The organism is Congzhengia minquanensis, from assembly GCF_014384785.1.
Lineage (GTDB): Bacteria > Bacillota > Clostridia > UBA1381 > UBA9506 > Congzhengia > Congzhengia minquanensis.
In genome coordinates, this window is record NZ_JACRSU010000005.1 from 17,954 (window position 1) to 33,540 (window position 15,587).

17 protein-coding genes are annotated in these 15,587 nt (G+C 48.5%); all 17 read right to left on the bottom strand.

Annotated elements, in window-relative coordinates:
* Nucleotides 1-69 precede the first annotated feature (69 nt).
* The 17 genes from H8698_RS11615 to H8698_RS11695 all read right to left on the bottom strand — a co-directional run bounded on the left by H8698_RS11615 (nucleotide 70) and on the right by H8698_RS11695 (nucleotide 15,483).
* Nucleotides 70-381 carry a helix-turn-helix domain-containing protein gene (locus tag H8698_RS11615; RefSeq protein WP_249313664.1) on the bottom strand — a complete coding sequence of 104 codons (312 nt, stop codon included), beginning with the start codon at nucleotides 379-381 and terminating at the stop codon, nucleotides 70-72.
* Nucleotides 382-726 carry a type II toxin-antitoxin system RelE/ParE family toxin gene (locus tag H8698_RS11620; RefSeq protein WP_177677431.1) on the bottom strand — a complete coding sequence of 115 codons (345 nt, stop codon included), beginning with the start codon at nucleotides 724-726 and terminating at the stop codon, nucleotides 382-384.
* 119 nt (nucleotides 727-845) lie between these two features.
* Complete coding sequence (locus H8698_RS11625; RefSeq protein WP_249313665.1) at nucleotides 846-2,408, bottom strand: protein kinase family protein; 1,563 nt, start codon at nucleotides 2,406-2,408, stop codon at nucleotides 846-848.
* A 231-nt stretch (nucleotides 2,409-2,639) separates the two neighbouring features.
* A complete protein-coding gene (locus H8698_RS11630) occupies nucleotides 2,640-4,589 on the bottom strand; it encodes a hypothetical protein (protein WP_249313666.1) in 1,950 nt (649 codons plus the stop codon).
* Between the two features lie 172 nt (nucleotides 4,590-4,761).
* Nucleotides 4,762-5,727 (bottom strand): N4-gp56 family major capsid protein, encoded by a 966-nt coding sequence (locus tag H8698_RS11635; protein ID WP_249313667.1) that lies wholly within the window; start codon nucleotides 5,725-5,727, stop codon nucleotides 4,762-4,764.
* Nucleotides 5,728-6,114: 387 nt separating this feature from the next.
* On the bottom strand, nucleotides 6,115-7,275 hold the full coding sequence (locus H8698_RS11640) for a hypothetical protein (RefSeq protein WP_249313668.1): 1,161 nt from the start codon (nucleotides 7,273-7,275) through the stop codon (nucleotides 6,115-6,117).
* Between the two features lie 22 nt (nucleotides 7,276-7,297).
* Nucleotides 7,298-7,606, bottom strand: a complete 309-nt coding sequence (locus H8698_RS11645; protein ID WP_177679988.1) for a hypothetical protein — start codon at nucleotides 7,604-7,606, stop codon at nucleotides 7,298-7,300.
* 568 nt (nucleotides 7,607-8,174) lie between these two features.
* Nucleotides 8,175-9,605, bottom strand: coding sequence for a phage terminase large subunit (locus H8698_RS11650; protein WP_249313669.1), 1,431 nt, complete (start codon nucleotides 9,603-9,605; stop codon nucleotides 8,175-8,177).
* Nucleotides 9,605-11,326, bottom strand: coding sequence for a portal protein (locus H8698_RS11655; RefSeq protein WP_249313670.1), 1,722 nt, complete (start codon nucleotides 11,324-11,326; stop codon nucleotides 9,605-9,607). The genes H8698_RS11650 and H8698_RS11655 overlap by 1 nt, the downstream gene beginning before the upstream one ends.
* A gap of 12 nt (nucleotides 11,327-11,338) precedes the next feature.
* Nucleotides 11,339-11,620: a hypothetical protein gene (locus H8698_RS11660; RefSeq protein ID WP_249313671.1), complete on the bottom strand. Its 282-nt coding sequence runs from the start codon at nucleotides 11,618-11,620 to the stop codon at nucleotides 11,339-11,341.
* A gap of 271 nt (nucleotides 11,621-11,891) precedes the next feature.
* A complete protein-coding gene (locus tag H8698_RS11665; RefSeq protein ID WP_177679984.1) occupies nucleotides 11,892-12,059 on the bottom strand; it encodes a hypothetical protein in 168 nt (55 codons plus the stop codon).
* Nucleotides 12,060-12,092: 33 nt separating this feature from the next.
* A complete protein-coding gene (locus tag H8698_RS11670) occupies nucleotides 12,093-12,653 on the bottom strand; it encodes a helix-turn-helix domain-containing protein (protein ID WP_177679983.1) in 561 nt (186 codons plus the stop codon).
* A 199-nt stretch (nucleotides 12,654-12,852) separates the two neighbouring features.
* Nucleotides 12,853-13,737: a rolling circle replication-associated protein gene (locus tag H8698_RS11675; protein WP_177679982.1), complete on the bottom strand. Its 885-nt coding sequence runs from the start codon at nucleotides 13,735-13,737 to the stop codon at nucleotides 12,853-12,855.
* Nucleotides 13,738-14,028: 291 nt separating this feature from the next.
* The gene (locus tag H8698_RS11680; protein ID WP_249313672.1) at nucleotides 14,029-14,310 is read right to left on the bottom strand and encodes a hypothetical protein; all 282 of its coding nucleotides are present in this window, start codon (nucleotides 14,308-14,310) and stop codon (nucleotides 14,029-14,031) included.
* A gap of 49 nt (nucleotides 14,311-14,359) precedes the next feature.
* Nucleotides 14,360-14,728 carry an HNH endonuclease gene (locus H8698_RS11685; RefSeq protein WP_249313673.1) on the bottom strand — a complete coding sequence of 123 codons (369 nt, stop codon included), beginning with the start codon at nucleotides 14,726-14,728 and terminating at the stop codon, nucleotides 14,360-14,362.
* Nucleotides 14,715-15,113 (bottom strand): hypothetical protein, encoded by a 399-nt coding sequence (locus H8698_RS11690; RefSeq protein ID WP_249313674.1) that lies wholly within the window; start codon nucleotides 15,111-15,113, stop codon nucleotides 14,715-14,717. Before H8698_RS11690 ends, H8698_RS11685 begins: the two co-directional genes overlap by 14 nt.
* The gene (locus H8698_RS11695; RefSeq protein ID WP_249313675.1) at nucleotides 15,106-15,483 is read right to left on the bottom strand and encodes a hypothetical protein; all 378 of its coding nucleotides are present in this window, start codon (nucleotides 15,481-15,483) and stop codon (nucleotides 15,106-15,108) included. Before H8698_RS11695 ends, H8698_RS11690 begins: the two co-directional genes overlap by 8 nt.
* Nucleotides 15,484-15,587 lie beyond the last annotated feature (104 nt).

The window sequence follows — 15,587 nt, forward strand, 5'->3', positions numbered from 1 at the left end:
TGTGCTTATATAGCACAGTGCGAAAACTTTTCTACAACACGATTTTGTTTCACAATTCCATTGATTCATTTATTCTGCAACAATGTGTAATCTCTGCGGCAAATTCGGGTCTGCCTGAAGCATTGCAAGAATTCGCCTTGCAGGTCCGTCCGGCATATTCCGCCCAGCTTCCCAGGCCTCAACGGTTTTTATCGATACACCCATAAACCCTGCAAACAAAACCTGTGTCATGCCCAGTCCGTTTCGAATGTCTTTAATTTCTTTTGCTTCAAAATCAGGAACCGGCTCAATCGAAATTGTCTTTGTTCTTGCTTTTATTTTGCCCTCGTTATAGTCCACGGCTTCCTGTAACCCCTGCATAATTCCATCATAAACGTTCACTTAAAACACCTCCGAAAGCGTTTCTTTCATGCGCGCAACCAACTTTTTCAAATTGCGTTTTTCTTCTGCACTCAAATTATCCTTTTCATTTTTAGGATATGCAAAAATTAAATAAATCGTTTCAACAACGCAAAAATCAATATAAATAATTCTGCTGCTGCCGCGTTTGCCTCTGTTCGGCAAAGAAAATCTCATTTTGCGAAGACCACCCGTTCCAGAAATTACGTCACCAATCTGTGGGTTTGCTAAAAGCTGTTCCTGCAAGGCTTGCAAATCATCATCTGTCAATCCCATTTCTTTCCACACCTTGTCAAACACAGGCATCATCACAAATTTTCTTTTCATAGTATCACCTAACTTTAGTATTATTATACCCTATCTAATAGGGTATGTCAACACCTTTTCACAAAAAAAATAAGCGAACTGCCAAGCAGCCCGCTTTTCACAACGCAAAATCTGTTTTGTTATTTCGGCAAACTTCCAAGGTAACTTAAAACCATTTCAGTCAATTTATCCGCTCCCTGCGGAGTCACGCCTGTTTGTTGCTTCAACGTTTGCCAGTTATACACTTCGCCCAAAATGCCCGATAACGCACTTATCAAATCCACTCCGTTCAAAGCGTCTAACCAGTTTAAATTTTTCGCCGCCGTGTCGTTTGCAAGCTCCATGCCCTTTGTCGTATTCACTGCCTGCGAATAGTCTTCCTGCGCCATAGGCTCGTCATACATTGCCCCAATATTGTCCGCGCGCTCTGCAGAATTTGTAGCTGCCACATCTTGTTTCCACTCATTTTCCGCAAACCCCGGCGCATACTTCCGCGCAAGCTCACCATTTAACAACGAAGTAATCAAATCATCTCTCTGTTTCCTAACATCTAAATTTCCGCTTTCCAGCTGCTGCTCAAAAAGCCGCCCTGTCCTGTCATCATTTACCCGGGTATAATATGCGTCCATATCCTCCTTGTTCGCGCCGGAATTCAAACCATATTCATTCGCCAGCATACCCCACGCCGTCGCAAGGTCATCCGCTTTAAAGTCACGTGTGTCTTTCCACCGGTCATAGGCCCGGTCTTCATACTGCTGCCCATACTTTGCCGCATCGTCTAACGCCCGCGCCCGAACTGCCGCCGCCTGGCTCATCACGGCCGGGGAGGCAAGCCCACCGGTTCGAAACCGCGCCTGGGCCATGTTCGTATTATATTCATCCTCAACCGCCCGGCGGTAAACGTCCATAAAATCCTGATACGCGCGGTCGCCCTTCTGGTCATACGAAAAATCCCCATAGTTCATCAAAGCGTTATACGCCTCATCCACGCCCCCGCCATACTTGTCATATGCGTCCTTTAAATAGTCCGTGCTCCGGCGAAAACCATTGTCCGCTTTCTCTAAAATTTGATCCAGCTTGTTTTTATAAACATATGCTTTCCCATTCGAAATAAAATCCGGCTTCATAACCTGCCCGTTAATTTCAACAGTCCCGTTATCCCCATTCCATGAAATATTCATGGGCGTACCTAAGCTGTTTGCATAGTCCCGAACCGCCACCATGCCGTGCTCCTGGGCATACTGCCCCACCGCTGCGTCCACTGCGGACTTATCACCAACAAAGGAACGCCCCTCGTCGGAAACGCGCTCGGCTTTTATCAAGGGATTCCCGTCAAACGTAACATTTTCACCGTCCCACCCAACTCGTTTGCCGTCAATCCCCAGCTCTTGCTCCAAATAGTTCCGCACACCAAAATCTGCATTTTCATTCCCATTCTGTTGGCCCACGCTGCCCCCGGCCGTAATATCCTGCGCCAGCGCCGCCGGCTTCCCGCCGCCCCCAGCCGGATTTACCGGCTGAACGGAGGACGGCTGCCCGGTCAAAGCATTTACATACTGCGCATTGCCTCCTGCCGGCTTTTTCCGGGCAACGTTTGCCTGCACATCGTTTTCCACTGTTTTCGGTTCAAACGCCGCCGCAGGATTACTCGCCTCAACAACACTTTTACCCTGTTTCTTCAATTCGTCCTCATAACTCCGCATCACAAAATCACTCCTTTACTCGTCGAGTCAAAGTCCGCTATATCCGTAATTTTTTCAAGCAAACTACCTGTTTTGCTTCACGTCTCCTCCGCGTCACGTCAAAGTCCGCTTTCCGTCGGTTTTTCAAAACCAAAAACCTCCCTGCGCTCCGTTGCCGTTCCTCCTCCCCACAAAGCCTATTCCCCTCCGGGGGCTTTGCGGGGGCCCCATCAGGCGGGCTCGTTAAGCAAATTACTTATTTTGCTTAACGTCTCCTCCTTGATATAGCGCAAACGAAATCCCTTTCAGTGTAAAAATCCCTTTTCCGCATATGCGAATACAAAATTCATCACATTTCCGAAACTTAATCGGCACATACCGCACACGCCCGTTCGCAATCTTTGGCGCAGCGGGAACAAATTCCCCGTTGTCTGCCGAAACCAAAATTTCAAAATACCCGTCGTCGCCTACCGGGTCAAACTCAAAATAAATCCGCGCCGCGTTCATTGACTTTTTCTGAAACGAGAAAAAATATTGCTTCGTGTCTAAACAAAATTCCACTGCTTCCCGCACGCTATCCATGCGCCACACAACGCCGCTTTCTTCCAGCGCATACAATTCTCCGCCAAACCAAACAAACTGCTTCGCGGCAAAGTCGTCATGCACACTGAAAATCCCTTTGTCAATGTGATACACACAAAGCTCCCGCTTAAAAGCTTCATTTTCTTTCCACGCAAGCGAGCAGAATAATTTTCCGTTATCTCCGCCCAAAACGCCCCTTAAATATGTCCGCCCCAACGAATCCGGCAACGGCTGAGGGTAAGACCCCGAAAACGCATACAGCCCGTTTGAAGACAGAAAATACATTACATTGTCCACCACACAAACTGCCTCGTTCCCCGTCGCTCCCACATCCGCGATGCGCTCCATATAAAAGGCCAGCCCGTCAGAGGAATAAATCCGATACATGGCGTCCCGCTTAAATACATAAAGCGCATTGTTAAACGCGCACATGGCCGTCCACTTTCCGGGATCTGCGCTTAAAACAAATCCGGCGCCGCCCGCGCTCGCAGACGGATTAAAGTTATACCGCTCACCTGAAGCATACGAATAATAAACCGAAACCCCCAGCGTGTCACAGCCAAACAGCCGCCCGCCAAAAGCCGCGCCAAAAACCATGGGCGGGCTGATAAACAGAAGCTCAACGTCGTTCCAATACCAATTCAAATTGTCATTTCCGGCTACAAACCCAGCGCAAAAATTGCCTGAAATCGAGGGCCGAGGCTCTTCTTCTCCTTCGGGAATGATTGCATTTTCCAAAAAATATTGCGATAAATTTAAAACCTTTTCGCCGGTTATGGTATAAGCCGAAAAATCAATACAAATATAATACTCAGAATACGGCTCCAAATTGTCTTGGCCATATAAAATTTCATTCTCATTTTCGTCCACGAAATACACCCGGTCCATCACCATATAAACATCATCGGGAATCGGACAGCGATATTCTTCACGCACTGTTCCGTCGAGCTTTCCATATCGGCAATACAAATTCATCTTAAATGAAAGCCCAGTATAAAAATCCCCCGCGGCAAACCTGCTCTCAAACTCCACACACGGCACGGCAGAATTCAAATTTCCCCGCCTATCAGCTTCAAATTTCACACGAATAGAATTGTTGCCAACCACAAATGGTTCGTGGGAATAATTATAACTTTTACTCCCATTAAATTTTTTATCAAAAGGTTCCGCAACCGAAGCAGTATTGACCTCCGCCGAATAGGCAGGCTTTCCGTTTTCCTCTTCCGTCGTAACCGTAATGGCTTCCATATTGGGAAACAAAACATAATCGCCCATATATTCCATCATATAAGAAACGCCACTAAAGTCAACCGCACTGGTTCCCGAAACCTCCTCCCCCCGATAAATAAACTCCCCGTCCTGCGTAATCCCTGTAACGAGATAATCGTCTTCTAAATCTGTGTCGCCGCAAATCAGCCTCATAGCGCTTTGCGTTTCCGTCTCCAACGGATAAATCTTCTCCCTGCTTTTGCGCGTGGCTGCAAACGGAAACGTCTCACAATCCATGTTTTTCATTTCCGACAGCTGAAAATCATTAATCTTCGCCGTGCGGTTCACCCCATAAAACGCCGAAATTTCCTTTTCCGAAACCCGGCTCCCCTGCATCTTCGGAAGAATCATAAAATCACCACCTTAGTAAAAAAGGGCAGACGCCGCACACGGCCAACGTCCGCCCTAACGCCACTTCGTCGGAGCAAAGTTCACTTTGCTCCTCCTCTTTCCCACAAAGCTGCGCTTTTCGGGAACCCTTTTTTCAAGTCGCTTTGCGGGGACCCCATCGCCACACTGCCCCTTATAGGGTCATTGTGGCCGCACTCTCAATTCTCACCATATTCAGCTGGTTTAAAATCTCCGCCGTGTGGGTTGCTTTCCAGCCCTGGGTGCCTCTCTGGTCTAACGGGTCGGTAGAACCGCCAGAACCCAGCTGCTTCACAATCATTTTCAGGCCGCCGCCCGAAATCTCCGTCACGCCGTAAGCGTCCGCACCAATCACCAGGGTAGCAAACACGTCAATCTTCGTGGCATCGTTTCCGCTGGTTGTGGGCGCGCCCGCTTTTTTAAACACGGTGGCCTCCGAACTCTCCACAAAACGAATGCCATAAAGGGTTCCAATCTCCCCGGCATACAAATCCTTGTTGTCATAGTTCTTCACGTCAATCCACTCGCTGTCACTCATTAAATCAAACCCAACAAAGGGATGCACAATAGCAACATATGCTCCATTAATCTTAGACGCATTGTTGTTTTTCAAAATCGCCGCCGCACGCTTCACGTCCGAAACCTTTAAGGTGTTCGCCGCAGCAGTCAGAGCAGAACGCGAAGCGCCGCCCCCGGCATATAAAACGTTGGTTCCTGCCGCTAAAATCTGTGCGGTCAGAAAATCTAATGTTTCCGCCGCGTTCTGCGATAAAATCTTGTTGTTCTCAGTCACAACCGGGTCAATTGCCGAGAGTTCCAGCAAATCAGAGGTGGTAATATAAGCGCCATACTGCTTCACAGTTGCTTCAACCTCTGTAATGTTCATGCTGCTTCCGTCCGGCGTTACACCTTCTGTTAAAGCAGTTGTAGCTTTTGCCAGCTTCGAGAATTTTCTGAAATTAATCTTCTTGCCGCTTCCCTTTGGAATGGGCTTTTTCTGTCCAAACTGGTTATGAACCAAATTGGGCTTTGCATTCGCCAAAAGCTGTTTTTCGTAATAGGTCTGAATTGTGGGGCTTAACGTACTTGTCCCCGTTGTATTTGTCTTATAATCTGCCAATTTGTTCTCACTCCTCTAAAATCTAAAATTCTACCTTTTCTCTCGTCGGAGCAAACTACGCTCCGTTCGAAATTTCCTTGCGAAAATTTCTTACAACGCTTCGTTGCTCCTCCTCTCCCCAAAACGCGCTAAGAACGCGTTTTTGGGGCCCCATTGTTCCCCTCCGGGGGCTTCGCACCCGTTCCGAGTACAGGCGGGAGCCCTACGCGTTTTGCGGGGGCTCTCTTTCCCTTAAAACTCTACCTTTTCTCCCCGCGCGTCAGGCCAAAGTCCGCTTCTCTCAAGTTTTTCTTACAAAAAAACTTTCGCTCCGCTCCCTTGCCCTTCCTTCTTCCCACAAAGCATTCGCTTTGCGGGAGCCCTAAAATGAGCTCCATTCACTTTGTTCTAAAACTCTACCTTTTCTCCTCTTAACACTCTATTCTGAATATCAAGTATATCCTTATCACTCATTTTGGCAAAATCCGGCGGTTTTCGCTCCGCTTTCACTCTGCCTGCAACACCGCCCTCAACCGGCCTTACAGCCTGCGCGCCAAACTGCTTTGCCGAATCCGTAAAAGACGGCTCTTTCTGCCCGCCTGAGGAAGCCTGCGCGCCGCCATAAATAGTACGATACGCCACTTCCACCGCTCTGTCCGGCATCTGCGAATATAAAGAAAACACAATCTTTGCAAATTCCGGGTTTTCCATGGCGCTGTCTAATGCAAAAGACGGGTCATGTTTCGAAACCTCCGCCCCCTGCCGGCGAATGTTCGCCACAACCTCCCTTGCCTGCGCCTGTTTTGCTTGACGGTCAAGCTGTGCTTTATACCCGTCGCGTTCTGCCTCTGCGGCTTTCACCGCCGCATAGCTTTCAGGGTCTTCCTCACCCCGCTGCTGTGCTTCCAACATCAGTTTCCTGCGCGAAAGCTCTCTGTGTGCGTCCTCTTTCGAAACTCCCAAAAGGTCGCCCAAATCAGAAAGCAAAGAATCATATTCCATATTTTTCGATTCCTGCTCCCGCATCATCTTACCATATCGCTTGTTCCAGGCGTTGTCAAACACCCGCTGATATTCTTCCTGTGTGTGAAACACACGAAACGGCTGCGCACTTCCTTCTTCTGTTCCACCAGCTCCCGCATTTTGTGCTTCTCCCGTCTCTTCCGGCGTTTGGGCAAATTCAGCCGATTCGCCGTCTGCGGTTATCTTTTCCGCATCTTCTTTTTCCAAAAATTTGTCTTTTCCGTCTTTGGGCACAGGCGAATCCCCGGCACTTTCGCTTGCAATAAATTCATTTGCTTCCTCGGCGTCAGAATAAACTCCGCTTTCTCGGTTTTCCCTGCCGGAAAGAAAAGCGCCCGCTCCGTTATTCTTCCTTTTTCCCACAAAGCTGCCGCTTTGCGGGACCCCTGCGCTTTCGTTCGCAATAAATTCATTTGCTTCCTCAAGCGTTAATTTGCCGCTGTCCACCAAATCAAACAAATTTTCGCTGCTAACCTCTTGTTTTTCTTCCTGAACCTCATTTTGCTCCATGCCGTTTTCCGGCACGTTTTTTTCAGTATGTTCCATACCGCTGCTACCACCTTTCCCCTCACGAAATCTCAACCGATTTCTTCTCCCTCGCTTTAATCATTGCGTCCACTTTCTTTTTCTGCGCAATCGCATTGTCCAACACCTCTGCCAGTTCTTTTGGAATCCGCACGGTCTCTCCGCACCGAATCTGATAAACCTTACCATTCACACAGGCTTCCATCGTGTCGTCGTTCGTCAGCAAATTCATAGGCAAACAATAGTCCACCCGGTTGTCTTCCGCCGCTGTTTCAAACGATTCGGCCTCCTCTGTCCCTGTTGCCGTTACATTCGTTTCTTCCGCTTTTGTTTCTGTCTTTGCTTTTGCCATAATTAAAACCTCCTCAATTTTTTATTAACTCCCTCTGTAAAGTTATATTTACCTTTGTAAGGTTAAGTTTTGCCATTTTCTAGTTAATCCGCCAACGGGCGTCGCCACAAGCTACGCCTGCTCGTTTTTGCCAAAACCGCAAAAGCTTCGCTTGCTCCGCTGTTGAGCGGTTCGCGTCTCGCCAATCGCGCAGCACTTTGCTTGCGCTCTTGAGGCGCTATCACATGGGCGCTATTTGCAAAATTAAAAATTTTGATAGCGCTCCATCCTCTTTCCCGCGTCAGGCCAAAGTCCACTTTGCTACGTTTTGCTATTCGCAAAACCTCCGCACGTTTCCTTGCCCTTCCTTCTCCCCACAAAGCATTCGCTTCGCGGGGACCCCATTATTATTCCCTCCGGGGGCTTTGCACCCGTTCCGAGTACAGGCGGGAGCCCTAATCCCCAAGGGGATTTCGTCGAGACAAATTCTGCTTTTGTCAGTTTTGCTATTCGCAAACCCTCCCTTCGCTCCATTGTCTCTCCTCTATCCCACAAAGCCTATTTCCCTCCGGGGGCTTTGTGGGACCCCCTAATCTGATAACGGATTATAGATATACTCCTTCTGCTCCTCGGCCACGGGCACGGAAATGGGATTCACCATACACATATACCGCGTCTCGTCATAAACGTGGTCCTCCGCCTTTGTGTCCACGTCCTCCACGTCCAGCTCGTCATAACAAAGGGCCGGCACCGTGCGGATGAAGGCCTTGCACGTATTAAAAACATAAAGATAAGGCCGCCCGTCCTCTCCAAACCGAAACCGCCGGTGCAGCTGCATCTTCCCAGCCATACGGTCATGCTTTCCTTTTTCCCACACAACGCCGAAACGCTCCATCTGACTCACAATCGACCCGGCCGACCCGTGAGAATCGTCCCAAATGGCAGGGTCCGCAACGCCGAAAATCGTTCGCCCCGACTCATACTTGTCCTCAATTTCTTTTATTTTTGCCGCAATCACATCAGGCGACCACTGCACACCGCAGTTCGGCTCTCCCGTGCAGCCATAAAGCTCACGATACCGGTAAAGCCGCCCGTCCGGGTCTGCGGCCCACCAGCCAACAGAAAACGGACGGGAAAACCCAAAGTCAAACGACCGATACCGCCGCCACGTATTCGGAATTTCAAACGGCGCAATCACATGGGTAAACCGCCGGTCAATATAGTGGGCCGCATCGTCGCGGAACTCTGTAAACACCTGCCCTGAAAACGAATCCCAGTCGCCGTATAATAACGCCTTTTTTAAAGCCTCCGGCAGCGTTCCCAAACGCGCCACATAATCGGGGTCGTTGTCTAACAAAGACGGATTATCAAACACCGTTGCCGGCACAAAACAAGAAGAAACAGAATAATTTTTTCCCTCAATCGAAATTTCCCGCACGTACCGCTTCAGCGGTTCTTTCCCAGCAATATAGCGTTCTTTCACCCAACCGTGTCCAATGCCGCCGGGGTTGCAGGTCATACGCATATAAACCCGCGTTCCGGGCCCCTGGGGGCGGTTACGAGACCGCAAAGCCTCAAACTCGTCATAGGTAAAATGGGTCAGCTCGTCAATGCCGATAAAATCAAAGTTCCGCCCCTGATACTTGTTTTTGTCCCGCTTGTTATACATCGAGCCGAAAGAAATCTTAGCCCCCGACGGGAACCGCCAAACATGCTCCTGGGCGTTATACCGCGCCCCCGGAAACGCGGACGGGTAATAGGTAAAACTCTTGTCAATCAAAGCCGAAAGCTCAGGATAAGATTTTCTCACAATCAAAGCGCGATAATGCGGAATCCCAACCTGCCGCAGCGCTTCAATCACCAAAGCCTCGCTCTTTCCGCCTCCCGCCGCCCCGCCGTAACAAACTTCGTCCTCTGTCCGCCGCATAAATGCAATCTGCTTTTTCTGCGGTTTCCAAACCACGCCTGTCGAAATTTTGCTGCCTCCGTTTTGCTCACGCAAACCAAACATCCGTTCCATCAGCTCTGCCCCAACGGTATTTCAACAAGCGTACCGCCGTCAAAACCGCTGTCCTGCCCGCTATCTGCCATACCGTCTTCATTTCCAATCGGAATTTCCACAAGGGGCGTACCTGCTCCGCCCTGCGGTTCTCCGCCCGATTGCGCCTGCTGCATAGCTTCCGCCTGCTGCCTGCGCTTCATCGTAAGCTCTTCCAAATCCCGAATCAGCTTGTCTTTTCCATCAAAATTCAAATTTTTTAAAATAAACGACGCATTTTCAAAATTGTCCGGGTTTAATAACCCCGCATTGTTCAATTCCAAAATCAGCTGGTTGTGGGTTGCCCGCTGGTAGGGATTGTTCTTCTCCACCGTCAGCGATATATCAAACACAGAACGCTCGCCGCCAGAAAACAATTCCGCCGAAGAAACAGAGCGATATTCATTCTTGCCGTCGTCCCCGGTAACGCGAAAAATCCGGGGCTCGTCATAAAACTCCCGAATCAATTCCACCACCAAACGCACCATCTGCTCAAAGGCAATATATGAAAAGGTCACACTATCCCGCACCAGCTTGTCTGAAGCCGTCTGCAAAGCCGTAATGGCCGAGGCCGCCGTCACACCGCCGTTCGACCCGCCCTGGGCAAAATCCCGGTTTCCCGTAATCTCTTTTAATTCCGCTATCTTGTTGTTCCTGTGCTCCACAATATAGTTTGGCAGCTGGGCCACATTCAAAGGAGCCGCCCGTGTCTCGTCCAAACTTCCCCGAACATGCACCAGCGGCCGGGAAACGTCCAAAAATTCATCTTCGTTCACACCGCTGTTCTCCGAAAAGAAATACCGGTCCTGGGCACAAATCAAACACTTGCGGTTAATGGCCTCGTCCAAACGGTCAATATACGCCTGCATGTCCTTTGCCACGTCCACAAGCCCCAAACCGGTCAGCTCTCCCGGAACAGGATTTAACAAATCAAAAATAAAGGGATACTCCCCATGGGCATAAAACCCGTTTTGAAACTGCTTCCCCTCGTCCTCACTGGAAAATAAAACACGGCTGCCCGAAAACCGGGCAAAATGTAAAATCCGCCGCCCGCCTTTTTCAAGCTTTTTATAATAGGCGTCGGTAATCACAACCGTCCGATATGCGTCCTCACCGGCAAGCTCTTTCTGCTCGTCATACTGCATCTGCATCGAAACGCCCTCTAAATTGTCATAAACCGCGCAAAAATCCTCCGCGTCCATAAACGTGTCATAAAAAATATACTTCGATTCCGAAAGCGAAACCGCGTCCGGCTGCCAGGTCAGGTTTAACAACTCCACGTCTTTCACTTCAATGTCGCCCCGGCCGCCCTCCGCGTCCGGATTAAAAAACACGCCATAAGCCGCCGTGCCCGAAATCAGCTTGTTGTAAAGGTTTAAGTCATACGTCCGTTTAAAGGCGCACCGCTCCAAAATAAAGGGCACAATCTCCGTCAAAACTTTTGCGCTTTCCTCGTCTTTGGGCTCCCTGGGCAAAATGTTTGCAGCAGGATAGTTGTCCATCAAATCCGCATGCTTATACTGAATGGCGTTAAAAATATGCCCGCTATGCGACTTCGGACGGCCTGCCCCTGCCGCAAAGCCTCCCTGATATTCCGTCTGCTGCTGTTTAAACCAAAGCCGCGACTGCTTCACCCGCTCCCGAAACCCGGAAAGAGAAGAGCGATATTGCACATAACAGCTTTTCATCTTCTCAAAATCCATACGCAAAAACTCCTATATCTGACTAAAAATATCCCGAATGTCGTCCTCTGCATCGGCAATGCGCTTCTCCAAGCCAGTCACCGTCGCTGTCAATATATCAAGCTCTGCGCTCAAACTTTCCACATCTCCCCGCAAAAGCTTAATATCCGCAGCCAAAGCAGACAAATCCGCCGCTGCCGCTGCCTTTTGCGTCTCCTGCTCCCGCACATAATTTTCAATCCGGTTCAAGGCGTCACAAAGAACCATCACCACTTCCCGCATATTTTCACTTCTCGGCCTTAAAAACTTAATCATGCTTTACATTCTCCTCGTCGGAGCAAACTCAGCTCCGTTCGCAATTTTCTTTCGAAAATTCCTCACGCCATTTCGCCATTGCTCCGTGGTTCGCGCCGTTCCAATCAGGCTGCGCCATTGGCTTGCCCTCTTGGGGCGCTATCACATGGGCGCTATTTGCAAAATTAAAAATTTTGATAGCGCTCCATCTTTCCCAAAAGGCTTATGCCTTTCACCCGTTCCGAGTGCAGGCGGGAACCCTATTCTTCTGCCGTAGGCGCGTCACCACAAGCTACGCCTGCTCGTTTTTGCCAAAACCGCAAAAACTTCGCTTGCTCCGCTGTGGTTCAGCCGTCAACGTTTGCCAATCGCGCAGCACTTTGTTTGCGCTCTTGGAACGTTTTGACATGGGCGCTGTTACCCAAATTAAAATTTGGACAGCGCTCCATCTATCCCACAAAGCCTTTCCCCCTCCGGGGGCTTTGCGGGAGCCCTATTCTCCTGCCGTAGGCAGAAGAATAATGCCAGTCGGCCTTTCGTCGTCTACTAACTCACGTTTATCGCCCCAGCGGTCCGGCACACGGTTTTTCAAGTAAAACATATCCGCAGTCACATCAGGCGGAACAAACACTTCTTCCTCGGCATATTCAATGCGCTCAATCTCTTTCACCTTTTTCCCGTTCTCGAAAACGGTTTCCCGCACTTTAACGGGCTTTTTCACAACGGCTTTCATGCCGCAGGCTTTTTCAAACAATGCGTTTTCCACCTCGGCATTCGCCTCGTCCGCGCCCGCGCGTAAGACGGCCGAAAGCGCCTCATATTTGCCCTTATAAATCTTAAAAGTCGAATAGGCAATTCCAAGTTTTTTCGCAACCTCTTCATCGGTCCACCCCATACGCTTCCAGCACAGAATAAGCTTTAGCTTAGGCTCCACAAAGCGGTGATACTTGTCCTTTTTCCCAGGCGCAGTTTTCTTTTTTTTCCCGTGAGATTCCCGGCCTTTTTTGCCGTCTCGTTTTTCATGGCCGAAATTAGAGCCAATTTCATCTGCCATATCCACACCGCCTCCTGAAAACTCATTCTATCCGCAGTTTACACCCCGCACCCCTTTTGTTACCGCCATTTTTTCGCAACTCGTCGGGACAAATTCCGCTATAGTCGGTTTGGCTATTTGCAAAACCTCCAACCGCTCCATTGTCCCTCCTCTTTCGCAAAAAGTCACGCTCGGCTCGCCTGTTCGGTTGCAAGCGCCCTCACAACGGTTCGCTGTCGCTAACAACTTTTTGCGAATATGGCGCCATCGTCGCGGCAAGCTCCTTCTTCCCACAACGCCTTATTCCCCTCCGGGGGCTTTGCGGGAGCCCTAACGCTTCGCGGCCCTCCCTTTTCAAGGCTTTTGGGCGCTCACATATTCGCCTTAACCTCACATATGCGTAATATTCGCCTGTCAAATCGCTGATAATGTATTCCACGCCTAAAAGCCGATAACCGGGATAGAGCTTTTCCAAACTCTCCCGGTCTTCAAAATTGCAAATAAGTCCTGCACGCTTCCTGCTCACCCGCTGGTCGCTCACCTTTTTCGTCTTGTCCGGGTCTTTTAAGTTCCGCGAGCAGTTATAACGCCGAAAATAAAGCTTTTGCTTTGTCATGTAAACCGACAACCCCACCAGCCCGTTATCGTCAAACTGCAAACGCTTTGTGTTGGCTCTCCCAGCTGTCCAAAGGGCTTCCAAGTCGTCACGGCTTACACCGCCTGTCACAATCAGGTGATGATGCACCCTGCCAGAACGGCTGCCCTTTTCCGTAACAGATATGTATTTAAACTCCACTCCTGCGGCTTTATACAGCCTCCGCACCCGACGAAAAAAATTTCTCAAATCCTTTTTTGCCGCATCTTCCGTTTCCGGCATGCACTCGTCTTTGTAGGTCAAATGCAGTGCCAAATCACGGCTGCAAAAATTTGCATGCACCAGCCGCGTTAAATGCCGCCTGCTGTTTTTTTCGTTTAGCCGCGCCTGACATTCACCGGTTGGCTGAAACCTTCCCCGCTTCGATTTTGTTTTCTTGTAAACGGGAAAACACTGCGCGTCTAAAAATTCACCGCAAAAATACCTCACTTCACGATATTTACTCCTCACAATATCAACTCCGGTCCTTAATTTAATATTGCATACAAGCCCGCGTCGCAGCAAGCTACGTTTACTCGTTTTTGCCAAAACCGCAAAAACTTCGTCCACTTCGCTGCTGCTCCTTTTCCCCACGAAGCCTCACCACTTCGTTGGCTTCGTGGGGGCCCCATTATTATCCCCTCGGGGGCATTTCGCCCGTTCCCTTGCTCCTCCTCTTTCCCACAAGGCGCAAGCCGCCTTGCGGGAGCCCTGGCGCTTCGCGTCTTAGCGGAAGCCGCTCCGTTTCGGGTCTTTATTTATCTATTTAAAAATCCGTTCCCAAAACTCTAAATAAAATTTTTCTCTCAAATTATAAAGCTTTTTTTCGCTTACATAAAATTTAATCGATATTCCGCTAACCGAAAACTCCGGCTTTGTCAAAAGAGCAAACAGCGCGTCCGAATCAGCGCCGCCAACATCGACACACAATTTACAAATTAAGTCCCGATATGATTTCGGCAAACTGTGAAAATTTGCACACAAAAAATATACAAGCCCCTGCTTATAATAGGAAAGCCGAATCCCTCTCTTTTTTTTGAACATATTAAATCTCCCCGTTCCTGCTGCATACCGGAATTATACTTACCGCCTTTTACAATCTATATAGCCCATACTTTTTAAAATACAAATCGTCCTCGCTCCAACATGGATAAATCTCTTTCAAATAATCCCGAATTTTCTCCTTAATTTCCTCACGCCTTACTGTATGGTCATAATCATAATGACACTGACAGCACAACGTCACCACATTTTCCTCAATCCCCAACCCGCCGTGGGAACGCGGTATGTAATGCGCATTCGGCATTGCCTCCCGGTTTCCGCATAAAATGCAGCTGCCTCCATCCCGTGCCCAAACCGCGTCTTTCACTTTTTTTGTAATATCCAATTGTTTCGTCCTACTTTTCACTTTAATCCACGCTCCCTCCACACTCATATTTTTAATGCGCTCATAGTTTGTCATTGCTGGTCACTCCCTTCAAAACATCAATACTATATTCGAAATCAACAAACCGTTCGCATAAAGGGCGATTAATACCGTTTCCAAGCCTTGTATAGATTAATTCCATATCTTCTGCCGTAAAATTTGTACCCAAGAATTTATTAATACCGCCGCGCATAAACTTATGAAATCTATCGTTTTTTGCCTTTGTTGGGAATGGCTCTGTTTTAAACGCTGCCCTTGAAAACCATTCAAGCACCTTACATTCCACGTCAAGTACAGAGTTGCAATTTTCTAATATAAAATACTCATTTGCGTCTCTGTGGGCAACAAATTCCCCATCAGCGTTTATAAAGCTGTTCGGGAAACATCTCATCAGCTCTTTTGCCACTTCATATTTATCCATTATTTTCACGCTCCCTCAACGCCTGTTCTGCCTCTTCGCGGGTTAGAAATACGGTTTTGCCAATTGCATCTTCCGAAAATCCGTTTGTATTGCTATAAATACCTTTTCCATCTTTTAGTTCCCATCCATACAAAGTACTGCATTTTGAGAAATGAATTGCAATTACTATATATTCCTGAATAAAGCCCCTGTCACATCTTGGTTCATACACTGTATCCCCAACCTTACACGGAAATTCAACAGCATTTACGGTGGGTGCTTTTTCCACAGCTTCCAACGCATCTTTTACACTCATAACGTCATACCCAAACTGTGTAAATACGTCAGATATGTAATCGTATAGCTTATCAGCGTCTATTAATCTACTCATTATTTGTCCCCCTCTCCTATCCGTGAACTCGGATACATTTTTTCTCGCAGTCCTCAAATTCAATATCTATCAATCCATAATCAGCAAGTGCATAGATAAGTGGT